A 25205-nucleotide genomic window follows, 5' to 3' on the forward strand; every position below is an offset into this window, starting at 1 on the left:
CGAGGGCTGTACACAGTCCGTGTTCACAGGGTGTGTACAACTCGCCCCTCCCGTCCGTCGCTCCCCTCGGATGAGCTGGTCACCGCCCTGATCGTGATCGAAGCTACACGTCGTTGCCGGTGGCGGCGAGGATGATCGTCGGCGTGTCCGCGCAGAACTCCTCCACGGTCGGCGAAGGCACTCGGCCGCGCCGCACGGTCGGGGGACTCCTTCCGCACACACGTCCCCGTCCGCCGCGGAGCCCGCGGGTGGAGGGGTTCATCCGGGCCCGGTCCGGTCGCCGGTCCCGGGGGCGAGCACCACCGGCTCGGCGGCGCGGAAGCGGGATTTCCTCAGAGGAAGGAGGCCTGCTGCTTGATCCGTGCGGTCAGCTCCTGCACGTGGTCGTAGACCCGCCGCCGCTCCGCCATGGCCTTGCGGATCTTCTTGTCCGCGTGCATCACCGTCGTGTGGTCCCGGCCCCCGAAGCTCTGCCCGATCTTCGGCAGCGAGGAGTCGGTCAGCTCCCGGCACAGGTACATGGCGATCTGACGGGCCTGGGCGAGTGCCTTCGTCTTGCCCGGCCCGCACAGGTCGTCCACGGTCACCCCGAAGAACTCCGCGGTCATGGACATGATGGTCTGCGTACTGATCTCCGGCGGCTGCGCGTCGTCCGGGATCAGATCGCGCAGCACGATCTCGGCGAGCTGCACGTCCACCGGCTGTTGGTTCAGTGAGGCGAAGGCCGTCACGCGGATCAACGCCCCTTCGAGCTCACGGATGTTGCGCTCGATCCGGGCCGCGATGAACTCCAGTACCTCGGCGGGAGCGGCCAGCCGGTCCTGGGCCGCCTTCTTCCGCAGGATCGCGATGCGGGTCTCCAGCTCGGGAGGCTGGATGTCGGTGATCAGTCCCCACTCGAACCTGGTGCGGAGCCGGTCCTCCAGGGTGTGCAGGCTCTTCGGGGGGCGGTCCGAGGAGACCACGATCTGCTTGTTCGAGTTGTGCAGCGTGTTGAAGGTGTGGAAGAACTCCTCCTGAGTGCCCTCCTTGCCCTCCAGGAACTGCACGTCGTCCACGAGCAGCACGTCCACGTCGCGGTAGCGGCGCTGGAAGGCCACCTGCCTGTCGTCCCGCAGCGAGTTGATGAAGTCGTTGGTGAACTCCTCCGTGGAGACGTAGCGCACCCGCATCCCCGGGAACAGCCGCTGGGTGTAGTGCCCCACCGCGTGCAGCAGGTGCGTCTTGCCCAGCCCGGACTCGCCCCAGATGAACAGGGGGTTGTACGCGCGGGCCGGTGCTTCGGCCCCGGCCACCGCCGCCGCGTGGGCGAAGCGGTTCGAGGAACCGATGACGAAGGTGTCGAAGGTGTACTTGGCGTTGAGCCGGGTCTGCGAGGTGGGCGGGCCGTTCTTGGGAGCGGTGTAGGGCTGTCCCTGCTGCTGCTCCGGTTTGTTGTCGCTGCCGAAGGTGGGCCAGATCTCGTTGGCCGCCTGCAGGGCCTCGCCCTCCTCGTCCTCCTCCGGCTCGGAGGACTCCCCCTCGGCCTCGCCGGGGTTCCTGGCGGCGGGACCGGTCCCCGACCACGGCGGGTCCTGGGGGGTCAACGGGAGCCGCTGCTGCTCGGGAGGCGTGGCGGGGAGGCCTCCCCCGATGGAACCGGTGTGGGCGGTGTTGCCGTAGTCCTCGGTCTCGTGGGGGGAGGGGAAGGGCTGGCGCGTCTCGCTCGGCCTGCCGTGCCAGCCCTCCGTACGGATCTCGGGGAGGTACCCCGTCGAGGCGGTCGAGGCGTGCGGCCCCGGCACGGCGTAGCCGGTCTCGTAGGGCAGTTCCGCCTGGGCCGGCCCCCACTCCTCCCGGTGCTGGGACTCCTCGGCCTGTTCGGCGGCGGGCTCCTCCTCACCGTCCTCGTCCACGGTGTGGGGCGAGACCGGGCGGGTGGGAGCGGGAACGGCGGTGTCCACCTTCACGGCCAGGGACACCTCCCGGCCGAGACGACGGGACAGGGCCTCGGTGATCGGGTCGCGCAGGGCGCGTTCGATCGCCTCCTTGGCGAAGTCGCTGGGCGCGGCCAGCAGCGCCGTCCCGTCCAACAGCCCGATGGGACGGGTCACCCGCATCCATGCGCGCTGCTGAGGTGAGAGCGTTCCAGAAGACAGCTCGTGCACCACCTCGTCCCAGACTCTGCTGAGATCGGCTTGGTGGTCGGACACCGCTGAGCCCCCTCCCCTCGTCGATGCGGGACCGGCTTTCCCCGCCGGCCGGTTGTCCCACGGAACAGGTCGATTCGGCTGTGCACAACGTGGATCGGACAAGTATCCACATGTTTGTCCACAACGCTGCCGACGGTACGACAGAGTGCCCGGCACCCGGCGGTCGGGGTTACCGTGTGTGGAGGAGGCGGACACGGCGAAGCCGCCCCTCGACGGGGTGATACCCCGGGTGCGGGAGATCGGGTGGGGGTGAGTACCCTCGTAAGGTCCCCCGCCGTAAAGTGGGCGTCCCTCTGGTGCGTGTCGGCGACGATTCTCGCGGCACGAGCCTGGTTCGTCCGTGCGGGATCGTATGCGTTCGAGTACGTGTCCGACCCTGTCGCGGATGTGCTCGCAGCCGACCGCGAGTGGGCGGGGACACTTGACCGAGCCACAGCGGCCATCTTGTGCCTTGTTAAGGCGCATGGTTGGCCTGTAGTAACCGGGAGAGCCGACCGTGAGCAAGGGCAAGCGCACCTACCAGCCGAACAACCGCAAGCGGGCCAGGATCCACGGCTTCCGGAAGCGGATGCACACCAGGGCGGGCCGCGCCATCGTGGCCGCCCGGCGCCGCAGGGGTCGTAAGCGTCTGACCGTCTGACCGGGCGGGGCCGTGCTACCTGCGACAGCGCGGCTCAGGCGCAGCCAGGACTTCACTCTGGTCATGCGCCGGGGACGTCGAGCCGGCAGGCCACGTCTCGTGGTGCATGCCCTGCGTCGTGACCCGTCCGCGAGCGGGTCGTACGAATCCCCGCGCGTTCCGGACGGGCAGTCCTCCGGCAACGAAACCGGCGTCGAGAGCGCGCGCGAGAGATCCGACAGCTCGCCCACCCTGGGAGCAGCGGAGCATCCCAGGGTGGGTTTCGTCGTCAGCAAGGCCGTCGGCAACGCGGTGCGCCGTCACCGGGTCGCCCGGCAGTTGCGTCATCTGATGCGGCAGCGCCTCGTGGCACTGCCCGCTGGCACACTGGTGGTGGTGAGAGCCCTGCCGCCGGCCGCGGCCGCCACCAGTGACGAACTCGCACGCGATCTGGACAAGGCGCTGCGCAGGCTGCGACTGCCGAATCCGCGCGATGCCGCGGGGGGCAGCGGCGACTCACCCGGTGGTAGCCCGTCGACGGATCCCGTGTGATGACAGAGCAAGGTTCCGGAGCATCCGCGGCACCGGGAGAACCCGGGGCCCGTCCCGGCCCGGTGGCATGGCTGTTGTCGCTGCCCGTCCACCTGTATCGCAGGGTCGTTTCACCGCTGCTTCCGCCCATGTGTCGGTTCTATCCGAGCTGTAGCCTTTACGCGGTGGAGGCGTTGCGCACCCACGGGGCGTTGCGGGGCGGTTGGTTGACCGTGTGGAGACTGTTGCGTTGCGGTCCCTGGCATCCGGGGGGGCTCGATCCGGTGCCACCTCCGAAGCGGCACGAACGTGAAGCGGACCGATCCCCCTGCGAGGAGTAGCCCAAGGTGCTGGACTTCATAAACTATCCGGTGTCGGTCATCCTGTGGTGCTGGCACTCGATCTTCGGGGCGTTGCTGGATCCGGACAGCGGTTTCGCCTGGGCCCTTTCGGTGATCTTCCTGGTTTTCACGTTGCGGGCACTGCTGTTCAAGCCCTTCGTGCACCAGGTGCGTTCGATGCGCAAGATGCAGCAGGTGGCCCCCCAGATACAGCAGTTGCAGCGGGACTACGCTCACGACCGGCAACGCCTGGCCCAGGAGATGCAGCGGTTGCAGTCCGAGCAGGGGTTCAACCCCGTGAGCGGATGCCTTCCGATCCTGGTGCAGATTCCGGTGTTCATCGGGTTGTTCCAGGTGCTGCGGGGGTTCCAGCCCGGGGAGAACAGCAACTACTTCTTCGGTCCCGAGGGCGTGCGGTCGTTCGTGGACGCACATCTGTTCGGGGCGAGCCTGTCCACCGTGATGTCGGCTCCCGCCGAGACCCTCGCCAGGTTCGGGACCGACCGTGGCTCGATGCTGCTGGTGGGCGTGCCGTTGATGATCGCGGCGGCGGTGGCCACCCACTTCACCTCACGTCACTCGGTCGAGCGACAGCGTACGGATCAGCGCTCGTCGGCTCCCGGTAATCCGGCCCAGCAGGCGATGATGAACCGGATGGTGCTGTGGGTCTTCCCGATGTTCGCGATCATCGGTGGTCCGTTCCTTCCGCTGGCCATCCTGCTGTACTGGCTGGCGAACAACTTCTGGACGCTGGGGCAGCAGTACGTCGTGTATCGCCGTATCGACCGGGAGGAAGCTCAGCGCGAGGACCAGGAGGGCGCCGCGGTCGTGGAGGGGACCGCCGTCGCCGCCGAGGTCGAGGACTCCGCGCGGCGCTCCCCCGAGGACGCGCAGACCGAATCGCCCGGAATGCCGGAGGATCGTTCCAGTGCGACGGAACGGCCGGAGGACAACCGGTGAATCCGTACGCACCTCCAGAGAGGAGACAGGCAGTGTCCGAGACCGTGCAGGAAGCCGGCCAGGACGAGCAGCAGTCCGTCTCGGGTGGCGGGACAGAGCAGCACGCCGATGACGCATCGACGAGCAGGAGCGAGGCCGATCTGGTCCGGGAAGGCGACATAGCCGGTGACTACCTGGAACGGCTGCTGGACCTGCTCGACTACGACGGGGACATCGACCTGGACGTCGAGTCCGGGCGTGCCGTGGTGAGCGTGGAGGGTGGCAAGGACCTCGCGAAGCTCGTCGGTTCGGAGGGAGAGGTGCTCGAAGCCCTCCAGGAACTGACCCGTCTGGCCGTGCAGCAGGAAACCGGTGTCCGCAGCCGGCTCATGCTGGACATCGCCGGGTGGCGGGCGAACCGCAGGGACGAGCTCAGCGACCTCGGACGCCGTACGGCCGAGAAGGTGGCCGCCACCGGACGGACGCAGCGCCTGCGTCCGATGAGTCCGTTCGAGCGCAAGGTCGTGCACGACGCGGTCGCGACCGTCTCGGGTGTCACCAGCGAGGGAGAGGGCGAACCACCGAACAGGCGGGTCGTTGTTTACCGGGTCGAGTGATCACTCGGCGCGTACAACGCAAGAACGGCTTTGATGATGAGAGGCTGCCCTCGTGATCCGGACATCACGGGGGCAGCCTTGTTCGTGTGGCCGTGTTTCACGTGAAACCGGCGGGATTCCCGCAGCTCGCGCGGCGCTGCCCGCAGCGGATCCGGCAGGGCGAGCGGTGTTCCGGGGCGCCCGCTCCCGCCGAGTGTTTCCGCGGGAAGTCCCCGGAGTTCCCCGTCGCGAAGCACGACCCCGAACAGTGCACAGCACGAACGCGATCGGAAGGCAGGTCTCGGGATGGTGGACGGATACGAGGAGGAGGCCGCCGAGCGGTTCTCGGACGAGACGGAACGGCCGGAAGCCGGACAGGGGCTCCCGGACGGCGCCGTCCGGGCGGAGTTGTTCGGTGCACGGGCTCCACTGGCCGAAAAGTTCGCGGAACGCCTCCTGACAGACGGCATTCAGCGTGGTTTGATCGGACCTCGGGAGGGAGATCGGCTCTGGGAGCGCCATCTGTACAACTCGGCGGTGCTCTCGGAGCTGTTACCGGAAGGGGCCACTGTTGTGGATGTCGGATCCGGTGCCGGGTTGCCGGGAGTTCCGCTCGCCATCGCTCGTCCGGACCTGAGGATCACTCTGCTGGAGCCGATGGCACGCCGGATCACGTGGTTGGAGGAGATCAGGGACGACCTGGACCTGCACGTGACGGTGCTCCGGGGGCGGGCCGAGGAGTCCGAGGTGCGTTCCCGGCTGCACGACGTCGACTGTGTGGTGGCTCGCGCGGTGGGCTCCCTGGAGCGGCTCACCGCATGGTGTCTTCCCCTGGTGCGCCCCGGCGGGTGGCTGCTCGCCCAGAAAGGGGCGAGCGCGGAGCAGGAGTTGGACCGCGATCGTGCCGCGATCACACGCCAGGGCGGTGAGCGGGCCGTGGTGCGGATCTGTGGAGAGTCGGTGTTGCCCTCTCCGGCCAGAGTCGTCGCGATACGACGTACCGAATCCGTCGACCAGGGTGGTGCTTCCGGGGTGCGCGGGCGTGGTCGTGGCTCGGCGCGTCGGCCCCACAAACGGCGGAAGAGAAAGGAACGGTGACGGTGAATCCGGAATCGAACCAGCCCGGGGTTTCACGTGAAACATGGCGGAGTTCCGTGGGAGGTATGCGCTTCCCGGACGTGGCGGGTGAGGGCGCCCGGGCCGAGGACACGGAGGTGGAGGAGTTCGGCTGGAACCCGCTCATGGCGGAGGCCAGGCGGTCGGCGAAGGCCCGGGACCCGGAAACCAACCCCCTCCCCCGGCCTGATCGGCGGCGGATCATGACCGTGGCCAACCAGAAGGGCGGTGTGGGGAAGACGACGAGCACGGTGAACCTGGCCGCCGCCCTGGCGGTCCAGGGACTGAAGGTGCTGGTGGTCGATCTCGATCCGCAGGGGAACGCGAGTACCGCGCTGGGGGTGAACCACCATTCCGGAGTGCCCTCTGTGTACGAGTTGCTGCTCGGTCGGGTCGGGGTGGCCGAGGTGGCGGCCACGAGCACCCAGTCCGAGCGACTGGCCTGCGTTCCCGCCACCATCGATCTCGCGGGTGCCGAGGTCGAGCTGGTCACGATGGTGGCTCGTGAGGCGCGGCTGCGTCAGGCGCTCAACCCGGAGGTGCTGGACGAGCTCGACTACGACTACGTGCTCATCGACTGCCCGCCCTCCCTCGGGCTGCTCACGGTGAACGCGCTCGTCGCCGCCCACGAGGTGGTGATCCCGATCCAGTGTGAGTACTACGCTCTGGAAGGGCTCGGACAGCTGCTGAAGAACATCGAACTGGTGCAGGCGCACCTGAATCCGAATCTGGGGATCTCCACGGTGTTGCTGACCATGTACGACGGCCGGACGAAACTGGCCGAGCAGGTCACCGAGGAGGTGCGGGGCTACTTCGGGGACCGGGCGTTGCGCACGGTCATCCCCCGCAGCGTGAAGATTTCCGAGGCACCGGGGTACGGACAGACCATCCTCAGCTACGACCCCGGTTCCCGTGGTTCGATGAGTTATCTGGACGCGGCGCGTGAGATCGCCGAGCGAGGGACGGAGAGGGAGACGGCATGACCGAACGTCGTGGCGGTCTGGGACGTGGCCTGGCCGCACTCATCCCCAGTGGTCCCGCCGAGGAGCAGGACGGGGACGCTCCCGGTGCCGACCTCCCGCTGGAGGAACGGACCGAACCCGCGGACCCCTCCCCCGCGCGGGGCGAGGTTTCACGTGAAACGGAGAGTGGGACGGCCGGAGCGGTGTATCGGGAGGTCGAGACGGCCGCCATAGTCCCGAACCCCCGTCAGCCACGTCAGGTGTTCGACGAGGAGTCGCTCGCGGAGCTGGAACACTCCATCAAGGAGTTCGGGCTCATGCAGCCGATCGTGGTTCGGGCGCTGGAGGACGGACGCTACGAACTCGTCATGGGTGAGCGACGTTGGCGGGCGGCGCAGCGGGCGGAGCTGCCGACCCTTCCCGCGATCGTGCGGCAGACCACCGATGACGCCCTGCTGCGGGACGCGTTGTTGGAGAACATCCACCGTGTACAGCTCAACCCGCTGGAGGAGGCCTCGGCCTACCAGCAGTTGTTGGAGGAGTTCGGGGTCACGCACGACGAGCTCGCGGACCGGCTCGGCCGGAGCAGGCCGGTGGTCACCAACACGATCCGGTTGCTGCGTCTTCCGTTGCCCGTGCAACGGCGGGTGGCCGCGGGTGTGCTGTCCGCCGGCCACGCGCGTGCGTTGATGAGCCTGGAGGATCCCGGGGCGCAGGAGGAGATGGCCTCCCGGATCGTCGCCGAAGGACTCTCGGTGCGCGCGGCCGAGGAGCAGGTGACGCTGAAGAAGGGTGAGGTGGCGGAGAAACCGAAACCCAAACAGCGTTCCCGCATGGAGATCCCGGGGGCCGAGGAGTTGCAGGAGCGCCTCGGCGACCGTTTGGACACCAGGGTCAAGATCGAGGCGGGACAGCGCAAGGGGCGCATCGTCGTCGAGTTCGGTTCCCCGGAGGATCTGCACAGGTTGGCTGCTCTGTTGCTCGACGGAGCGGAGCGGGTGGAGGAACACTAGGACGGATCCGTTCGGAGCCGACGAAGTCCGCTCCGAAGGGCGGAACGAGCCCTGATCTTGCCGAAGAAGAACCCTTCGGATGTTCCGTCACGGTGACAGTCGACACCGGAACGGGAAGGACTCGGTGTCGGCGGGGGTTCACGTGAAACCCCGCCGACACCGGACACCGGATCACGGGTTCCGGGCGATCGCCTGTTCGACCAGGCCGCCGAAGACGTCTCCGAGGGTGCGCCCGGCCGCCTCCACGGCCATCGGCAGCAGCGAGGTGTTCGTCAGTCCCGGCGAGACGTTCACTTCGAGGAAGTGCACTCGCCCGGCGGTGTCCACGATCGCGTCCGTCCGGGAGACGTCCCGCAGGCCGAGCAGTCGGTGCGCGGAGACCGCCAGCTCGGAGGCGGCCGTTACGGTCTCCTCCGGGAGTTCGGCCGGGGCCTGGTAACTGGTCAGTCCCGCCGTGTAACGGGCGGTGTAGTCGAAGATCCCGTTGGAGGGTTCGATACGCACCGGAGGGAGCGCGTGCGGGCCCGTGGCGTCCTCCACCACTCCGACGGCGATCTCGGTACCCTCGACGAGTTTTTCCACCAGCACCGTCTCGCCGTAGGCGAAGGCTCCCATCATCGCCGAGGGCAGCTCGGAGCTGTCCCGCACCACCCGGGCACCCAGGGCGGAGCCTCCCTGTACCGGTTTGAGCATCAACGGCAGCCCCAGCTTGGTGACGAGGGCGTCCAGGACGGGTTGGGCGCCGAGTTCACGGAAGGTGGACTGGGGCAGGACCGCCCACTCCGGGGTGTCCAAACCAGCCCTGGCGAGTTCCGCCTTGGCCGTGGGCTTGTCCCAGGCGCGGCGGCAGGCCCGTGCGGGGGTTCCCACATAGGGGATGTCCAGCAGTTCCAGTACCGACTGGATCGCCCCGTTCTCCCCCTCCCCGCCGTGCAGGGCGATGAGCACGGCGTCCGGGCGTTCGTCGCGGAGCCGCCCCAACAGCTCGTGGTCGGCATCCTGTTCGGTCACGGTGCATCCCGCCGACCGGAGCGCGGCGGACAGTCTCCGACCGGAGCGCAGCGACACGTCGCGCTCGTGTGAGAGTCCGCCGGAGAGCACGGCAACCCAACGTTCGGGCAATGATGACTCCTAGATGGTGCGAGCCCGCTGTGCCCGAACGACTGCTCGGACATCCGAAGTCTTCGCTTCGTCGGGTGAATCTTCCGCCGGGCCGGCGTGTCGGGCAGCCACCACCGCGTGCCAACCCTCCTCGGAGCACACGGGGAAACCGCCGTCATCACTCGGTCCGGTGGGCACGGAGGGGCGTCGTTTCCCCGGGCGGGAGTCCTCCCGCCCGGCCGCTACCGGCCGCGCGGAGAAGTCCGACCCCCGAACGAGAACGGACTCCGAGGGAGTACGGGGCACAGCGGGCTCGTCGGACAGTGACGACTTCCATGACAGCACGACGGGGCCGCAACGCGGCACTCAGGCCGTGTCGGGCGACGGCGCCTGCGGCCCCGAGATCTCGCGCTGTCCGTTGGAACCGAAGGTGCTCAGCAGCTCCAGCTCCTCGTTCAACGTGTTGGCCAGCCTGCGCACGCCCTCCCGAATGCGTTCCGGGGTGGGATAGCAGAAGGAGAGTCGCATCTGCCTGCTGCCGAGCCCGTCCCGGTAGAAACCGGTCCCCGAGGCGTAGGCCACCCGGTTGGTGACGGCCCTGGGCAGCATCGCCTTGGTGTCCACCCCCTCGGGAGCGGTGAACCACACGAAGAACCCGCCCTCGGGGTGAGTCCAGTGGCAGCCGGGCGGCATGTACTGTTCCAGGGCCTCCAGCATCGCGTCCCGGCGTTGCCGGTACTGCTCCTGGAAGGTCTTGATCTGGCCCATCCAGTCGTGCGTGCTCAGGTACCGGGACACGATCATCTGGTTCAGCGTCGGGGGACACAACGTGGCCGACTCGGCGGCCAGCACCAGTTTCTCCCGCACCGCGTGGGGAGCCAGCACCCAGCCGACCCGCATCCCGGAGGCGAACGTCTTGGAGAACGAACCCAGGTAGATCACGTTCTCCGGGTCCTGGGCCCGCAGCGACGGATGGGTCTGCCCGTCGAAACCGAGCAGCCCGTAGGGATTGTCCTCCAGCACGAGGATGCCGTGCCGGGAGCAGATCTCCAGGATCTCCGGGCGGCGTTCTGCGGCCAGGGTCACCCCGGCGGGGTTGTGGAAGTTGGGAATCGTGTAGAGCAGCTTGATCTGCTTGCCCCGGCGGTGCGTCTCGTCGATCGCCTGACGCAGCGCGTCCGGCCGCAGGCCGTGCTCGTCCATGGCCACGTGCACCACATCGGCCTGGTAGGTGGCGAAGGCGCCCATGGCCCCCACATAGGACGGTCCCTCGGCGAGGACGACGTCGCCCGGGTCACAGAAAATCCTGGTGACCAGGTCCAGCGCCATCTGCGAGCCCACGGTGACCATCACGTCGTCCGGATGGGCCGAGATGCCCTCCAACGCCATGACCTCGCAGATCTGTTCCCGCAGCTCGGGAACCCCGTGTGCGGAACCGTACTGGAGGGCGGACTGTCCCTGCTCCGCGATCAGCCGGGCGACCTCCTGGGACAGGGAGTCCAACGGCAGCGCGGCCAGATTCGGCATCCCACCCGCCAGGGACACCACCTCCGGCCTGCTGGCCACCGCGAACAGCGCGCGGATCTCGGAGGCCGTCATCCCCGACGTACGCTCGGCGTACAGCTCGGAGTGAGCGTCCAGACTATCCATGCTGGCCGCGCGCTCGGCGGGAGCGTGCTGCTCGGTCGACTCCGGTTTCGGAGGCTCCTGGGACTGGTTCGGCTGATCGGACATGTCCGCGCTCCAGGGTCGGTGGTGCGCCGCGTGGTCGGCTCCGGCCACGGCACGACGGCCGGGACGGATTAACCGACGATTCTAACCATCCCATCGCGCGGGGCTCCCGGCCGTGTAACGTGTGCCTCTCCACATCCTGGAGAATAGTGCGCAACATCACTAATCGGAAAAGCGCGTTTCCGTCACGTGGGACGGGAACGGAACCCGCCACACGGCGGGGCGGAGGTGCTTTCCGCACCGACGCGACTCAGGCCCCCTCGGCTCTGGTGAGCTCGTAACGCAGCAGGTCGTCGAAGGTGAAGGTCCCGGTGGGCTGGTCGTCCTTGCCCAGCAGGTACAGCCGCTTCACCGCCACCAGCACGGCTTCGGCCACGGTGTCCCGGAAGGCCGGGTCGAGCAGCCGGGCGTGGTCGCGCGGATTGCTCAGGTATCCGACCTCCAGCCGCACGGCGGGCATCTTCGTCCAGCGCAGCACTTCCCAGCTCTTCGGGTGGGTGCGGCAGTCCAACATGCCCGTACGCGCCACGATCTCGCGCTGCAGGAAACCCGCCAGCGCCTCGCCCACGTTCGAGGTGGTCCCGTTTCCCGTGCCGAAGTGGAAGGTGGCCACCCCCTGGGCCTCCGGCGAACGGTTGGAGTCCACGTGCAGCGACAGGAACAGGTCAGCACCCGCCTCGTTCGCGAAGATCGCCCGGTCGGCGTCGGGGGGACACGACCCGGGGCCGCGCGAGATCAGCGCCTCCATGCCGGTGGCCACCATGCGTCCTTCGAGGCGTCTGGCGAAGTCCCAGGCCAGATCGGCCTCGGCCACTCCGTTGACCACGGCTCCCCGGTCGTTGCCGCCGTGACCAGGGTCGATCACGATACGCTTCCCGCGCAGCCTCGGCCCGGCGCGACGGACCTTCTCCTGCTCGCGCAGGTACACGGGACGACCCCCGCGGACCTTCGGGGCCAGCTGTTTCAGCGAACGCAGCGTGGCCGGACCGCAGATGCCGTCCGCGTTGAGCGCGTACTCACGCTGGAAGCTGCGCAGGGCGTGCTCGGTCTGTTTGCCGAAGATCCCGTCGGGACGACCCGCGTCGTAACCGAGTTCGAGCAGACGCTCCTGGAGGGCGAACACGTCGTCCCCGCTGACGGGACGCGACACGAAGTAGGCGAGCGAACGGTCCCCGAGCCGCCACTTGGCGTCCGTGAGCGCTCGGTAGGTGGCAGGCCCCACGACTCCGTCGGTGATCAGGCCCCGTTGCTGTTGGAAGGCCCGTACCGCGTGTTCCACCGACGCGTCGTACGTGGTCGATCCCGCATGACCGTTCGGCGGTAAGAGACCCAGGGTGACCAGAATGCTCCTGATCTCGGACACTGCCGGGCCTGCGTCACCGCGGTGGAGCAGCTGCATGCACTCCTCGCTCGATTCAGGCGCCGGATAACCGGCGCTAAGGACGTGTCGTTACCCCCAAGTATTCAGTGTATGTGGATGCACTCCGCTCCGAAGTATTGTGCCCTGCCGCCCGCCGCTCGGCGCCACGGGCCGGGATTTCGAAAGTTCCACCAGGGCACGGGTTCTCCCCTCCCGGAAGGCGGGATCGTCGTGGTCACGGCGGGCAGCGCCCTTCACGGGCGTCTTCGGTCGTGGGGGACGCACCGTCCGCCGCGTCGGGTTGCGTGCCCGTACCGAAAAACTCCGCCCCGGAAAACGGATCCGGGGCGGAGTTTCGTGCCGACCGCGCGGGTCGTCACAGGTAGTCGGCGAGTTCCTCCAGCAGCTGCGCCTTCGGCTTGGCACCGACGATCTGCTTGACCGGCTCCCCCTGGGAGAACAGCAGCAGGGTCGGCACCGACATCACCTGGTAGTCCCGCGCGACACCGGGGTTCTGGTCGATGTCCAGCTTGGCCACGGTGATCTTGTCCTCGTGCTCGGAGGCGATCTCCTCGAGCACGGGGGCGACCATCTTGCAGGGACCGCACCAGGTGGCCCAGAAGTCGACGAGTACGGGTTTGTCGCTGTTGAGTACCTCACTCTTGAACGAGTCGGAATCGACGGTAACCGGCTTGGCCGACATGTGCTCTCCTTTTCGGTGTTCGGCTCGGTACGGGTGATGGCCCGGCGACCCCGCCGACGTCCACCGGGTCCTCCCGGCGGACGGTCCGGGGAGGCGCCGCCATCGTCATCAGCGGGCCGCGGCCGCGTCCGTTCCCACGGTGGGTCCGTACCCGCCTCCGACGAGGTCACTGCTGACCTCGGCTTCGGGGGTGGTGTGTTGGGTGGCCAGCCATCGTTCGGCGTCGATGGCTGCCGCGCAGCCGGAGCCGGCGGCGGTGACCGCCTGTCGGTAGGTTTTGTCCACCAGGTCTCCGGCGGCGAACACGCCGGGCAGGGAGGTGGCGGTGGTGGGCTGGTGCACCCGCACGTAGCCTTCCTCGTCGACCTCGAGCTGCTCGCGTACCAGGGTGCTGCGCGGGTCGTGGCCGATGGCCACGAACATGCCCGTCACGGCCAGCTCGGACTCGGCGCCGGTGACGGTGTCGCGCACCGTCAGCCCCGAGACGGTGCCCTGGCCGTTGACCGCGGTGACCACGGTGTTGGTGCGCCAGTGGATCCGCTCGTCGGCCCGGGCGCGGTCGAGCATGATGCGGGAGGCCCGGAACTCCTCACGCCGGTGGATGATCGTCACCGACCGGGCGAACCGGGTGAGGAAGGTGGCCTCCTCCATGGCCGAGTCCCCGCCGCCGACCACGGCGATGTCCTGGTCCCGGAAGAAGAACCCGTCGCAGGTGGCACACGAGGACACTCCCCGGCCGAGCAGCTGCTGCTCGCCGGGCACCCCGACGTAGCGGGGGGCCGCGCCCATGGCCAGGATGACCGCCCGCGCCCGGTGCTCGACCCCGTCGGCGACGACGGTCTTGACCGGCCCGCTCAGGTCGATCCGGCTGGCCTCGGTGGTGCGTAGCTCGGCCCCGAAACGCTGTGCCTGGGATCGGAACTGTTCCATGAGCTCAGGCCCCATGATCCCGTCGGAGAAGCCGGGGTAGTTCTCCACCTCGGTGGTGTTCATCAGTTCCCCGCCGTACTGGACTCCCTCGAAGACCAGCGGCCGCAACTCGGCCCGGGCCGCGTACACCGCGGCGGTGTAGCCGGCCGGACCCGAACCAACAATGACCAAATCCCGAACGTCGCCCGTCACCGCGCCCCTTCCCTCGGTAGCGTCTGCGCGGGTTCGGTGTGCCCGCGCCTGTTCGTCAACGCGATACTAGGTCCCGGTTGTTCCCGAGCCGTCCTCACGCGTGCCCCCACCCACATGGTGGACGGGGTCAGTCACCCACGATCGTGTCCGAGAGCGTGGCCGGGTTCCCCGGGCCGCACTCCGGCCCCACGGCCAGCAGCCGGAACGTGCCGACCTCGCCGGTGGGCAGGACCAGCAACTGGGCGCGACGCCCGTTGAAGACGATCTCCTCGGCTCCCAGCGGCGTGCCCGTGGTGACTCCGTTCGCCCGTAAACACGCCCTCAGGCTCTCCGGGGCGAGCAGGCTGTCCACGTACTCCTCGGAGGAGAGCACCTCGCCGAACTGCTTGCCGTCGAGCTCGACGCGTTCGCCGGTCAGTGCCAACGGCCCTTCGGAGGCCGAGGACGTGCCGCCCCCGTCCTCGCTCGGAGGCTGTTCCGCCTGGTGGCTCTCCCGTTCCGGTCCCGGGTACTGGGTGACCAGCAGCACTCCGAGTACGGCCGCCGCTGCCGCGGCCAGTCCGGCCCCGAGCACGAGCCCGCGCCCGCGTCGGCGCCCCCGGGCCCGTGCGAGGGAGGTGACCTCGCCGGAGGACGCCGCGTTCGCCTCCCCAGCGGGAGATTCCCCTCCCCCGGTGGGCAGGGGCTCGGCGGCCAGGGCGTCCTCGACGCGTGTGGCCACGTCCCCGGGGATCTCGACGTCGGGACAGGCGGCCAGCTCCTGCCTGGTCCGTTCCAGGGCCGTCAACACCGCCCGTGCCCGCGGGTCCTCCTCCGCCACGGGCCGGAGTCCTCCGGCCGTCTCCTCGTCGAGGGCTCCCGCGTGCAACTCGGCCAACACGTCCGGGGACCAGTCCGGGTCCCGAGGTGTCCCGGCGCTCAGCTCCTCGCCACTCATCGTCCCTCCTGTCGACGTGTGGCCATGTCCGCCTCTGGGACGATCTCGTCCGTGGTGGGGTTCCTCAGGTGACCGAGAAGTTGCGCGAGTTTCAGCCGACCGCGTGCGCAGCGGCTTTTGACGGTTCCCTCGGCCGCTCCGAGCATCCGCGCCGCCTCCGAGACCGGACAGCCCTCGACGTCGACGAGCACCACGGCGGCCCGCTGCTCCTCGGGGAGCCGGGACAGGGCCTGGTCCACGACCATCCGGGTGTCGTGTTCGGCGATCGTGTCGTGCGGATGGGCCGGTTCGGCCGGGCCGCTGTCCGCGAGCGGAACGGTGGCCCGTACCCGCTGCCTGCGCATGCGATCGAGGCAGGCGTTCACGACTATCCGGTGCAGCCAGGTGGTGACCCTGGACTCGGAACGGAAGGAGCCCGCGTTGCGGAACGCGGAGAGCATCGCTTCCTGCAGCGCGTCGGCGGCTTCGTCCGGGTCCCGCATCGTGCGCAGTGCCACGGACCACAGCCGGTCGCGATGCCGCCGGAATAGCTCGGAGAAGGCCTGCCGGTCCCCACGGAGATGGGCCTTCAGGAGGTCGGCATCCGAACTGGCGGTTTCAGACACGTCACGCACCCTACTGATCACGTGACAGCACACATCCACCAGATCGGCGATATCCCTCCTACGAAGCCGCCCCACCGGGGCGGGGGCCGAGCGGCTCAGGCCGGTGGAGGCGTCCCGAACGGTTCGATCTCGTCGATCTGGGAGCTGTAACCGTCCTCGGTGGAGAGCTTCGTGATCCACACGAGCACGTGTGAGGTGCTCTCGTCCGCCTCCACGGGGATCGAGGTGGTCCCCTCGTCGAGTTCACCGCTGCCGATGACCTCGGCCTCGGAGAGGCTCGGCGAGGTGTCCGAGGCGGCGCGGATCTCGATTTCCGTCCCCGGGCTGGGGGAGGTGATGTCCACCTTGGTGAGCTCGGCGGGGTCGTCCAGGGTGAGGATGATCCCGATCCCGTTCTTGAACCCGGTGCCCAGCTGGTCGTTGTACCTGTCGGTCTGCCAGTGCGTGGCCGGGTCCCCGTCGTGGACCCTGTCCACCTCGTCCCGGTGGTCGCGGTCCCGTTCGGTGACGAACACGTCCGCGTCGGAGACCGAGACGGGCCGTGGCTCGGGGGCGGCCTCGGAGGTCTCGCGGCTGGTGGAGCCGCGTTCGTCGGGATTCAGCACCACGGGAGGCCCGGAGCTCTCCGTGGGACCGAGGAACATTCCGAGCACCCGGACCGCGATCCACCCGAGCACCACCACGGTGAGCACCGCCAGCACGCTCACGCTGAGTGCCAGCTTGCGTCTGCGGCCCGGGTCCGGCTTGGGGTCCTCCCTGCTCCACACCTCGCCGCGTCCGGCTGGGTCCCCACCGCCGGTGGCCGCGTAGGGGGCGGTGGACTCGGCCTCCTGCTGGGCGTACTGCTCCAGCACCCGCAGCACGGCGGCGCCCGTGCGCACCCCGCCGGTGGTGCCGTGGTACTCGGGACTGCCGAGTGCCCTGGTGGCCACCGTGGACAGTTCCATGGGGACGGCGGGACGCAGTGTGCGGGGAGCCACCGCGTTGCCGTCCGAGTCGGCCGGTGCCGAGGAGATCCCCTCGGGAGTCCCGGTCAGGGGCCAGCGGGCGGTCAACAGCAGGTACAGCACCGCGCCGAGCCCCCGGACGTCGTCCCCGGAACTGGCGCGGGGCATCGGGCCGGGAAAGGCCAACCTGATCTCCCCGGAGGCGGTGACCCGCACCCGCTGGGGGTGGTCGATCCCCAGCACCAGCCCAGCGTGGTGGGCGGCCTCCACGGCCCCGGCCAGCGGTTGCAGCAGGCGCGCCGCCGCCCCCGGGCTCAGCGGACCGTCCGAGATCAGCTCGCCCAGATCGCTGCCGTGGGTCCACTCGGCCACCACGATCCCGAGCACGCTCTCCGGGTCGTTGGGCGAGGTGTGCACCACGTCGAGCACCCGGGCCACGCCGACGTGGTTGAAGGTGCTCGCGTGCATAGCCCGTTCGAGGGTGCGCCGGGCGTTGCCCGCCTGTTCCGCGTCGGCCCGGTCCCCCACAACCACGGTCAGCGCCACGTCGCGGCCGAGCACACCGTCCTTGGCGCGCCAGAGCTGGGCGTTGCAGCGGCTGTCCCAGCCGATCTTGGTGAGCAGCCGGTAGCGTCCGTGGTCGAGCACCGCTCCCGGTGCGAGCTGCGGATCCGAGTGCGCCGGACTCGGGGTGGTCTCCCGGTGCGCACCCGCGTCGTGCTGGTTGGTGTACTGCTGTCCGGCACCCGCCTGCCCGGTCGGTTCTCCGCTCACCTGCCGTCTCCCGATTCTTCCCGTCGGCGACAACCCGCCGAACGCGATCCCCGCTCGTGCCAGGGGCGTCCGCAGCCCGAGACAGCTGCCGTGCTCGTAGGCCCCGCCGTAGAGACTCCCCGTCCGAGAGTACGTGACGCCGCCGTCAGCGGCGACGCAGCAGACCGGTGATTCGGTCGAACGCGGGGCGCAGTTCGGACACCCGCAGCAGCCACATCACACCGAACACGGCGGTGAGTCCGGTGACACCACCGAGTACCAGCTGCGCCCACCCGGTCACCGGTCCGGCGGGGAGCACGCCGTGCAGGGCGCGACTGACCAGCCAGGCCAGCACGGCCCCCGCCACCGAGGCGACCAGGGTCCGACCGAGGGTGTCCAGGAACCGCCCGCTTCCGAGCGGACCCAGCCGGTGGCGCAGCCACAACTCCCCGACCAGGGAGCCGACCACGAAGGTGAACGAGTTCGTGAAGGTCAGTGCGACGACCACGTCCCCGGAGGGGACCAGTGCCCCGACCGCGACGGCCATCAGCACCTTGACCACGGTCATCACGACCATGATCAACGTGGGGGTGCGGGCGTCCTTCAACGCGTAGAAGGCCCGCATCTGCATCATGGTGATCGCGAACGGCAGCACCCCGAAGGCCGAGACGGCCAACGCGATCCCCAGTTGTTCGGTGGAGCCACTGCCGTCCCGCACCGAGAACAGCGCCACCGCCATGGGCACCCCCAGCGCGGTCATCATCGCACTGATCGGCAGCAGCGAGACCGTGGACATCCTGTTGCCCAGGGACAGGTCGTCGATCATCCGTGCGTGGTCCCGGTCGGCGGCCGCCGCGCTCATGCGCGGCAGGATCGCCGTCATCACCGAGAAGCCGATCACGCCGTAGGGCAGTTGCAGCAGCATCCACGTGTAGTTGTAGATGGACCAGGCACCCGGGTCGGAGGCGGTGGCCACCCTGGACAGCGACAGCAGCCCGATCTGGCTGACTCCGACGTAGCCGAGCATCCACAGCGTCATCCCGCCGAACTCGGACAGTCGGGAGTCCCACCCGATCCGTGGTCGGAAGCTCAGCCCGGTCCGCCGCAGCGCGGGCAGCTGCACGCAGGCCTGGGCGAGCACACCACAGGTGACCCCGATCCCCAGGGTCAGCAGGTGGGCGTCGCTCATGCGGACCGGGTTCAGGGTCAGTTCCCCGGGCAGCGCCCGGTAGATCACCAGGGTGACCAGGATGACCACGTTGTTGACCACCGGTGCCCACGCCGGTGGTCCGAAGACGCGTTTGGACTGCAACAGGGCGCCGAACAGGGCGCTGGCCCCGTAGCACGCGATCTGGGGAAGCAGCAGGTAGGCCAGGGCGGTGGCCAGTTCGGGACTGGCCTTGTCCCCGTCCCCCATGTACAGCCACACCAGCGCGGGCGCCAGCAGCATGGACAGCAGCGTCCCCACGGCCAGCACCAGACCCGCCGCGCCGAGCAGCTTCTGGACGTAGGCCCGGCCGCCGTCCGCGTCGGACTTCTGCGCCCGCACGAGCACGGGCACGATCACACTGGTGAGCACCCCGCCGATGAGCAGCTCGAAGATGCTGGTGGGCAGGGTGTTCGCCACGGTGAAGGAGTCGTTGACCACCCCGAAGCCCACGGTGTAGGCCAGCACCAGTTTCCAGCCGAAACCGGTGATCCGACTGACCAGCGTGGCCACGGCCATCGAACCGCTGGCCCTGAGCAGGGACTGCTTGCCCGAACCACCTTCGTCCCGCGTCGTCTCCGGGGACTCGGCGGTCCCGTCTCCGTGCGACTCGGCCACCTGGGGGATCACCTCGGTGTGTTGTTCGGGGCGCGCCTCGTCCACCACTCGTCCGAACACCGGGATCGGTTGGGTCGTTTCGGTCGGGTCGCCGGAGGAGCCGTCCCCGCCGAACGGTGGCGTGGGCGCCGGTCCGGCCACCCGCGGAATCGGCTCGGTGGGATGAGCCGTTTCCGCGCCGGCCTCCCCGGGCCGGAGCGCCTCGGCGCGCTCGTCTCCGTTCACCAACTCAGATCCTTCGTTCGGTGTGCGCCCCCGTGCGTGTGCGACCCGGCCAGGTTAGCCGAGCGGCACCCGTGGAGTCGCTCGCGTCCGGAGGCAGGCCGCCGAGGGGGTGACTCACCGGGCCCGCCGTGTGCGGGAGAGGCGGGCCCGTGCGTGGACGTTCCGCCGTGTCACCTTCTCAGTCCCGCCGCGGATCACCGTCGGCGGTCGGTTCCCCGGCGGGAGGAGCCTCCTCGTCGGCGGCCCGGGGGCCGTCCTCTCCGGGAATCTCCCGTCCGGGGGACGCCTCGGGGGCGGTCGGGTTGGCCTGCTCCGCTGTGGCCTCGCTCTCCTCCGGCGTCGAGGGGGCGGTTCCGCCGTCGCCGCGGGCGCGGAACCGGCGCACGATACGGCGCGCCGACAGCAGCACCAGCAGCGCGGCCCCCGTGACCGTGAGGATCAGTGGAACGGTGCCGTAGGCGTTCGAGTCCACCCGCATCCGTCTGGTCTGGCCGAGCTTGGTGCCGCCCTCGGTGCGCAGCGTCACGTCGACGGTGAACTTGCCCGAGCGCTCGACCGTGGTCTCCGGCAGGAACGGTCTGCTTCCGTTCGCGGGGACCCTGAGCACCCCGAGGTCGTCCACCCGCACGCCCGGCGGGGTGTCCACGTGCAGCCTGAACCGCACGTTGACCGGAAGGTCGTTGCGTACCGTGATCGGGATCTTGCTGTTCGAGGAGGTCAGGGTGATCTGCCAGTCGAAGTCGGCGATGTGGACCCCGTTCAGCACCCCCTCCACCGTGCGGGCCGCGATCTCCACCCACCGGGACGCGGCCCGCTCGTTGCCGCGCCAGGCGCTGGAGGCACCGTGCAGCAGCCCGTTGCGCAGCGGTGTGGTCACGCTGGCCGGGTCGACGTTCAGCGCGGGCTCCCGCTCGGAGGCACCGAACAACTGGCCCACCCTGTAGTTCTGGGCCGCGAGGTCGTCCAGCACGGAACGGGGGATCTCCCGCCGCGCGCCGCTCTGTGGGTAGGTCAGCGCGACAGGGGACGCGGAGTCGCCCGCCGCCGAGGCGGAGGTTCCCGAGGGGGAACCGCCCTCGTCCCGGCCGGCCGCGGACTCCTCGGGCAGCGGCACGGGACGCACGAAGCCCGCCTCGTCCAGCGCCTTCAGCCCCTCCAGGAAACCGTCCACCTCGTCGCCGTCCAGGTCCCACCGCCGGGGCGGGACGACGAGCGTGGTGCCGTCCACGGTGGCCACGGTGCTGCGGAAGGCCAGCGCGGAGAGACCGTTGAGCACCGACGGTGTCCCGTCCCCCACGGGAGTGAGTCCGGTCGAGCCTCCCGCCTGCTGTCCCCGGGCGGGGTTCAGGGAGTCGGCCACCAGCGGGTCGACCAACCGGGCCGTCGGGGTGTAGTTCCGGTCACCGGTGCGCACCCGCACCGGTTCCAACGAGCCGGCGGGGGCCGCCAGCGACTCGGGATGCATCAGCACGGTGCGCACCGGGGTGTCGGCCAGGTGGGAGGCCGTGGCACCGTCGAGCGCGCCGTCGGCGGGCCAGAGCACGTCCTCGCGCACCCGGACACCGAGTTCACGCTCCACCAGCGCGCCGCCGTCCAGTGCACCCCGCAACAGGTCGGGCAACCCCGCCCGGGCGAGGGCGACCACGTCCGCGTCGCTGTACGGGAGGGCGATCACACAGCGTCCCCGTACGGTCTTCCGCAGCTCGTCCAGCCAGCGTTTCGCCGCTTCCGCTCCGCCTCCGGCGACGAGTTCGTCGTCCTCGCCGCGCACCTGGTACCCCCGCGCCATGGCCCGGGCCGTGACGATCAGGTCGGGGTCGATGACCAGGCAGATCCCCTCGCCCAGCTCCGAGTCGGCGGGAACCTTCTCGGAGAGGGAGCGGACCAGCTCGAACAGGCGTCCTCCGGGGGCCAGCGTGGTGGCCAGCCGGTCGTCGGTGAGGATCGTCGGTCGGCCGGGCAGCTGTTCCTGGGCCAGGTGGGGGCGGTCCACCAGCGGGATCAGCGTGGTGATCCGCGTGCTCCGCTCCGGCGGCGCGGCCGAGCGCCCCGGCAGGGACAGCACGGGCAGCATGAAGTGTTCGGTGGCCACGCGGGCCCTGCGCCCTGGGGCCAGGTCCCCGTTGACGTTCAGCAACAGCGGATACACCCCGGGGCGGTCGAGGCCCAGCCCGTCCGGGCCGTTGCCGGTCAGCTCGACACGCAGCTCGAACCGGGACCGCTGTCCGGGTCCGATGCGCTGGGCTACCGTGGTGAAGTGGGTGCGGGTGGAGGTCGTGGCGTTCGCGCGCAGCGCCGTGACCAGGCTGGCCCGCGTGGCCCTCGGCTCGCCCCGCTCCAGCCGCATCTGCAGGTCGCTGACCGGCCGACCGCCGGTGTTGTACAGCGCCCCGCTGATTCTGAGCGTCTTCCCGGAGCCCTCACGCACCACCTCGGGCGTGACCGAGGACACGTCGATGCTGATCCGCCCGTCCGACTGCGCGCCCGCCTGGGGCACGACGGGGGTGAGCACCGTCAGCAGCGCCCCCACCACGAGAACCAGCGCGGTTCTCAGCGGTGTGCGCACGCGCGCGGGGATCCGGGGGAACGCGTTGCCCGGCCGGGGGCTCATCCGTGCTCCGTCCAGCTGCCGAACTCCAGGTCGTCCGGACCGCGCCCGAACAACGCGATCGCGTGCCGCACGAGCCTGCGCTCGTCGGCATAGGCCAGAACCCCGTCCAGCTCACCCAGCGGCACCCATGCCACCTCGGTGACCTCCACGTCCTCGTCGGAAAGCTCGCCGCCCACGGCCACGAGCAGGAAGTGGTGCACGGTCTTGTGCACCTTCCTGTTGTCGGCCACGAACCAGTAGTCGATTGTCCCGATCGGGCGAATTACCCGTCCGATGATGCCGGTCTCCTCGGCCACCTCGCGGGCGGCGGTCTCCTCGGGGGTCTCCCCCGGTTCGATGTGCCCCTTCGGCAGCGACCACAGCAGTCGTCGTTGACGGTCCAACCTCCCGATCACGGCGGCGTGTCGTTTCGACGCGTCGACCACCAGCCCGCCCGCCGACGTCTCGTCCACCGTCCGCAACCTGCGTCGCCGGCGCGGGCTCCGACGCTTCGGTCTGGATCCGCCGGAACCACCGGGCGAGGGAGGCATACGACCGATGGTAATGCGATTCGGCGGTCCACCGTCGTTGTCGACGACGCACCGTCGTCCGCCGTGTCGCACGACCACCCCGTTCCCCGCCCGGCTCGTGGAGCGGACCGGCCACCGCCGATCCTGGCATCGTCGCGGAACGTGTTCACGGGTGGTCGCGCTCGGCGGGATGGCGGCACAACGGTGACGGTCACCGGCGCGGGAGAGACGGTCGATACCCTGGTTCACCGTGGCCCCATCCGTGTTCGACCCCGCCGAGTCCGACTACGGCCCCTCCGAGCCCCCCGCGCGGGCGACGGTCTCCGACGCCGAAGCCGCGCGCACGGTGCAGCGCAACGCTGTCGAGGAACTGCTGCGCCGGGCACCGGTGGTGGAGGAGCTGGCGCGGCTGTTCGCCGCCGCGGGATTCTCGCTCTACATAGTGGGCGGCAGCGTGCGGGACGCGCTGCTGGGCCAGGTCGGCGCGGACCTGGACTTCACCACCGAGGCACGACCGGAGCGGGTGCTGGAGCTGCTCGACGGCTGGGCCGAGACCGTCTGGGACACCGGCATCGAGTTCGGAACCGTCGGCGCCTACCGCAAGGGCACCACGGTCGAGATCACCACCTTCCGCGCCGACACCTACGACCGCTCCAGCCGCAACCCCGAGGTGGTCTTCGGCGACTCGATCGACGGGGACCTGCTTCGCAGGGACTTCACCGTCAACGCGATGGCCGTGGAGCTCTCCCGGCGTGAGTTCGTCGACCCCCACGGCGGTCTGCGGGACGTGATCCGGCAGTGGCTGGACACCCCGGCCCCGCCCGAGGAGTCCTTCGCCGACGACCCGCTGCGGATGATGCGCGCCGCCCGGTTCGCCGCCCAACTCGGTTTCGACCCCACGCAGCGCGTGCTCACCGCGATGCGCTCGATGGCGGCCGAGATCGAACGCATCACCCCCGAACGCGTGCAGACCGAGCTGTCCAAGCTCCTGTGCGGCCGGTACCCCCGCAAGGGGGTGGAGCTGCTGGTGGACACGGGTCTGGCCGACCACGTGCTGCCCGAGCTTCCCGCCATGAGGCTGGAGATCGACGAGCACCACCAGCACAAGGACGTGTACCTGCACTCGCTGGTGGTGCTGGACCAGGCCGTGGAGCTGGAGCGGGCCGCCGACCCCGAGGGGGAACCCGACCTGACGCTGCGGCTGGCGGCCCTGCTGCACGACATCGGCAAGCCCGCCACGCGTCGCTTCGAACCGGGCGGCGGAGTCAGTTTCCACCACCACGAGGTGGTCGGCGCCAAGATGGCCCGCAAACGGCTGCGGGCGCTGCGTTACTCCAAGGAGATCGTCTCCGACGTCTCCGACCTCGTCTACCTGCACCTGCGCTTCCACGGCTACGGCGAGGGGAACTGGACCGACTCGGCCGTGCGGCGCTACGTCAACGACGCGGGCCACCTGTTGCAGCGGCTGCACAAGCTCGTGCGGGCCGACTGCACCACCAGGAACCGACGCAAGGCGCGCGCCCTGCAACGCTCCTACGACGATCTCGAAGCGCGCATCCAGCGCATCGCCGAGGAGGAGGACCTGGCCAGGGTGCGGCCGGACCTGGACGGCAACGAGATCATCCGACTGCTGGGCATCGAACCGGGGCCGCTGGTCGGCAAGGCCTGGCGGCACCTCAGGGAGCTCCGGCTGGACCAGGGGCCGCTGGGACGCGAGCGGGCGGTGGCCGAGCTGTACCGCTGGGCCCGCGAGCAGGGAGTCGAACCTCCGGAGGAGCAGGGGTGAACCCCTTCGGGGGACACGACCGTGGGGCGTGTGTCCCCCGGTACGACACCCGGTCACGTTACGGCGGTCCCGAAAGCCGGAAACGGGTGAGATCATGCGGGTGTGGGATCCGACGCGGACGTGAAACCGGGAACGCTGCTCGTGGCGGCGCCGACCCTGTACGACGAGAACTTCCGCCGCACCGTGGTGTTCGTCATCCACCACCACGAGGAGGGCACGCTCGGGGTGGTGCTCAACCGACCGAGCGAGATACCGGTGGCGGACGTGCTGCCCAAGTGGGGGGAGTTCTCCAGCGAACCACGTTCCCTGTTCGTGGGCGGGCCGGTGGACCAGCGCACCGCCATCTGTCTCGCCACGCTGCACACCGGCGTGGACCCCGAGAGCACGGAGGGAATCGTGGGGGTGGACGGACCGGTGGGGCTGATCGACCTCGACGGCGACCCGGGGGAGCTGGCCGCGCGCACCCGGGGGCTCCGGTTCTTCGCCGGCTACGCGGGGTGGGGGAAGCAGCAGCTGGAGAGCGAGATCGACCGGGGCGACTGGCACGTGATCCCCGCCCTTCCCGAGGACGTGATCGCCGCCTCCGCCACCGACCTGTGGGGACGGGTGCTGCGCCGGCAGGGGCCGCCGCTGGCCTTCCTGGCCACCCACCCCGGTGATGTCCAGCTGAACTGAGGGGCC

General features: G+C 69.7%; 22 protein-coding genes. 10 read left to right on the plus strand and 12 right to left on the minus strand.

The window, feature by feature from the left end:
• Nucleotides 1-332 precede the first annotated feature (332 nt).
• On the minus strand, nt 333-2192 hold the full coding sequence (dnaA, locus tag ACTMO_RS0118320) for a chromosomal replication initiator protein DnaA (RefSeq protein ID WP_026449380.1): 1860 nt from the start codon (nt 2190-2192) through the stop codon (nt 333-335).
• 496 nt (nt 2193-2688) lie between these two features.
• On the opposite strand from dnaA, the gene rpmH reads away from it, so the two are divergent.
• The 8 genes from rpmH (at nt 2689) to ACTMO_RS0118355 (ending at nt 8309) form a co-directional block, all read left to right on the plus strand.
• Nucleotides 2689-2832, plus strand: coding sequence for a 50S ribosomal protein L34 (gene rpmH / locus ACTMO_RS0118325; RefSeq protein ID WP_019856134.1), 144 nt, complete (start codon nt 2689-2691; stop codon nt 2830-2832).
• Nucleotides 2833-2844: 12 nt separating this feature from the next.
• A complete protein-coding gene (rnpA, locus tag ACTMO_RS0118330; protein ID WP_026449381.1) occupies nt 2845-3363 on the plus strand; it encodes a ribonuclease P protein component in 519 nt (172 codons plus the stop codon).
• Nucleotides 3363-3683, plus strand: coding sequence for a membrane protein insertion efficiency factor YidD (yidD, locus tag ACTMO_RS23980; protein ID WP_084792232.1), 321 nt, complete (start codon nt 3363-3365; stop codon nt 3681-3683). Before rnpA ends, yidD begins: the two co-directional genes overlap by 1 nt.
• 6 nt (nt 3684-3689) lie before the next feature.
• Entirely contained in the window at nt 3690-4643 is a 954-nt protein-coding gene (yidC, locus tag ACTMO_RS0118335; RefSeq protein WP_019856136.1) for a membrane protein insertase YidC, read from the plus strand.
• A 32-nt stretch (nt 4644-4675) separates the two neighbouring features.
• The gene (locus ACTMO_RS0118340) at nt 4676-5239 is read left to right on the plus strand and encodes a Jag family protein (protein ID WP_019856137.1); all 564 of its coding nucleotides are present in this window, start codon (nt 4676-4678) and stop codon (nt 5237-5239) included.
• Between the two features lie 285 nt (nt 5240-5524).
• Nucleotides 5525-6316 (plus strand): 16S rRNA (guanine(527)-N(7))-methyltransferase RsmG, encoded by a 792-nt coding sequence (gene rsmG / locus ACTMO_RS0118345; RefSeq protein WP_019856138.1) that lies wholly within the window; start codon nt 5525-5527, stop codon nt 6314-6316.
• Nucleotides 6313-7317 carry a ParA family protein gene (locus ACTMO_RS0118350; protein WP_425394326.1) on the plus strand — a complete coding sequence of 335 codons (1005 nt, stop codon included), beginning with the start codon at nt 6313-6315 and terminating at the stop codon, nt 7315-7317. Before rsmG ends, ACTMO_RS0118350 begins: the two co-directional genes overlap by 4 nt.
• Nucleotides 7314-8309: a ParB/RepB/Spo0J family partition protein gene (locus ACTMO_RS0118355; protein WP_019856140.1), complete on the plus strand. Its 996-nt coding sequence runs from the start codon at nt 7314-7316 to the stop codon at nt 8307-8309. The genes ACTMO_RS0118350 and ACTMO_RS0118355 overlap by 4 nt, the downstream gene beginning before the upstream one ends.
• Nucleotides 8310-8480: 171 nt before the next feature.
• Here the strand turns inward: ACTMO_RS0118355 and ACTMO_RS0118360 are convergent, their stop codons facing one another.
• The 11 genes from ACTMO_RS0118360 to ACTMO_RS0118410 all read right to left on the minus strand — a co-directional run bounded on the left by ACTMO_RS0118360 (nt 8481) and on the right by ACTMO_RS0118410 (nt 22759).
• On the minus strand, nt 8481-9431 hold the full coding sequence (locus ACTMO_RS0118360) for a D-alanine--D-alanine ligase (protein WP_033401578.1): 951 nt from the start codon (nt 9429-9431) through the stop codon (nt 8481-8483).
• A 345-nt stretch (nt 9432-9776) separates the two neighbouring features.
• Nucleotides 9777-11144, minus strand: a complete 1368-nt coding sequence (locus ACTMO_RS0118365; RefSeq protein WP_019856142.1) for an aminotransferase-like domain-containing protein — start codon at nt 11142-11144, stop codon at nt 9777-9779.
• Between the two features lie 247 nt (nt 11145-11391).
• Complete coding sequence (locus ACTMO_RS0118370) at nt 11392-12540, minus strand: N-acetylmuramoyl-L-alanine amidase (protein ID WP_019856143.1); 1149 nt, start codon at nt 12538-12540, stop codon at nt 11392-11394.
• Nucleotides 12541-12877: 337 nt separating this feature from the next.
• Nucleotides 12878-13204, minus strand: a complete 327-nt coding sequence (trxA, locus tag ACTMO_RS0118375) for a thioredoxin (RefSeq protein ID WP_019856144.1) — start codon at nt 13202-13204, stop codon at nt 12878-12880.
• 108 nt (nt 13205-13312) lie between these two features.
• The gene (gene trxB, locus ACTMO_RS0118380) at nt 13313-14326 is read right to left on the minus strand and encodes a thioredoxin-disulfide reductase (protein WP_019856145.1); all 1014 of its coding nucleotides are present in this window, start codon (nt 14324-14326) and stop codon (nt 13313-13315) included.
• 127 nt (nt 14327-14453) lie between these two features.
• Nucleotides 14454-15263, minus strand: coding sequence for a hypothetical protein (locus tag ACTMO_RS0118385; RefSeq protein ID WP_019856146.1), 810 nt, complete (start codon nt 15261-15263; stop codon nt 14454-14456).
• The gene (gene sigM, locus ACTMO_RS0118390; protein ID WP_026449383.1) at nt 15260-15868 is read right to left on the minus strand and encodes an RNA polymerase sigma factor SigM; all 609 of its coding nucleotides are present in this window, start codon (nt 15866-15868) and stop codon (nt 15260-15262) included. The genes ACTMO_RS0118385 and sigM overlap by 4 nt, the downstream gene beginning before the upstream one ends.
• Before the next feature lie 95 nt (nt 15869-15963).
• Nucleotides 15964-17589 (minus strand): protein kinase family protein, encoded by a 1626-nt coding sequence (locus ACTMO_RS0118395; RefSeq protein ID WP_019856148.1) that lies wholly within the window; start codon nt 17587-17589, stop codon nt 15964-15966.
• A 145-nt stretch (nt 17590-17734) separates the two neighbouring features.
• Nucleotides 17735-19618 carry a murein biosynthesis integral membrane protein MurJ gene (murJ, locus tag ACTMO_RS0118400; protein WP_019856149.1) on the minus strand — a complete coding sequence of 628 codons (1884 nt, stop codon included), beginning with the start codon at nt 19616-19618 and terminating at the stop codon, nt 17735-17737.
• Between the two features lie 178 nt (nt 19619-19796).
• On the minus strand, nt 19797-22229 hold the full coding sequence (locus ACTMO_RS0118405; RefSeq protein ID WP_019856150.1) for a DUF6049 family protein: 2433 nt from the start codon (nt 22227-22229) through the stop codon (nt 19797-19799).
• The gene (locus tag ACTMO_RS0118410) at nt 22226-22759 is read right to left on the minus strand and encodes an NUDIX domain-containing protein (RefSeq protein ID WP_026449385.1); all 534 of its coding nucleotides are present in this window, start codon (nt 22757-22759) and stop codon (nt 22226-22228) included. The genes ACTMO_RS0118405 and ACTMO_RS0118410 overlap by 4 nt, the downstream gene beginning before the upstream one ends.
• 325 nt (nt 22760-23084) lie before the next feature.
• Here ACTMO_RS0118410 and ACTMO_RS0118415 point away from each other — a divergent pair, with 325 nt between their 5' ends.
• Nucleotides 23085-24524, plus strand: coding sequence for a CCA tRNA nucleotidyltransferase (locus tag ACTMO_RS0118415; protein WP_342670146.1), 1440 nt, complete (start codon nt 23085-23087; stop codon nt 24522-24524).
• A 102-nt stretch (nt 24525-24626) separates the two neighbouring features.
• Nucleotides 24627-25199, plus strand: a complete 573-nt coding sequence (locus ACTMO_RS0118420) for a YqgE/AlgH family protein (RefSeq protein ID WP_019856153.1) — start codon at nt 24627-24629, stop codon at nt 25197-25199.
• Nucleotides 25200-25205 lie beyond the last annotated feature (6 nt).

Source organism: Actinopolyspora mortivallis DSM 44261 (assembly GCF_000384035.1).
Lineage (GTDB): Bacteria > Actinomycetota > Actinomycetes > Mycobacteriales > Pseudonocardiaceae > Actinopolyspora > Actinopolyspora mortivallis.

What these genes read in the sequence shown, in the direction of transcription:
- rsmG (WP_019856138.1), top strand. Translation starts at nt 5,525, where the DNA reads ATGGTGGACGGATACGAGGAGGAGGCCGCCGAGCGGTTCTCGGACGAG.
- yidD (WP_084792232.1), top strand. Translation starts at nt 3,363, where the DNA reads ATGACAGAGCAAGGTTCCGGAGCATCCGCGGCACCGGGAGAACCCGGG.
- ACTMO_RS0118370 (WP_019856143.1), bottom strand. Translation starts at nt 12,540, where the DNA reads ATGCAGCTGCTCCACCGCGGTGACGCAGGCCCGGCAGTGTCCGAGATC.
- ACTMO_RS0118365 (WP_019856142.1), bottom strand. Translation starts at nt 11,144, where the DNA reads ATGTCCGATCAGCCGAACCAGTCCCAGGAGCCTCCGAAACCGGAGTCG.
- ACTMO_RS0118385 (WP_019856146.1), bottom strand. Translation starts at nt 15,263, where the DNA reads ATGAGTGGCGAGGAGCTGAGCGCCGGGACACCTCGGGACCCGGACTGG.
- trxA (WP_019856144.1), bottom strand. Translation starts at nt 13,204, where the DNA reads ATGTCGGCCAAGCCGGTTACCGTCGATTCCGACTCGTTCAAGAGTGAG.
- ACTMO_RS0118410 (WP_026449385.1), bottom strand. Translation starts at nt 22,759, where the DNA reads ATGCCTCCCTCGCCCGGTGGTTCCGGCGGATCCAGACCGAAGCGTCGG.
- ACTMO_RS0118405 (WP_019856150.1), bottom strand. Translation starts at nt 22,229, where the DNA reads ATGAGCCCCCGGCCGGGCAACGCGTTCCCCCGGATCCCCGCGCGCGTG.
- ACTMO_RS0118355 (WP_019856140.1), top strand. Translation starts at nt 7,314, where the DNA reads ATGACCGAACGTCGTGGCGGTCTGGGACGTGGCCTGGCCGCACTCATC.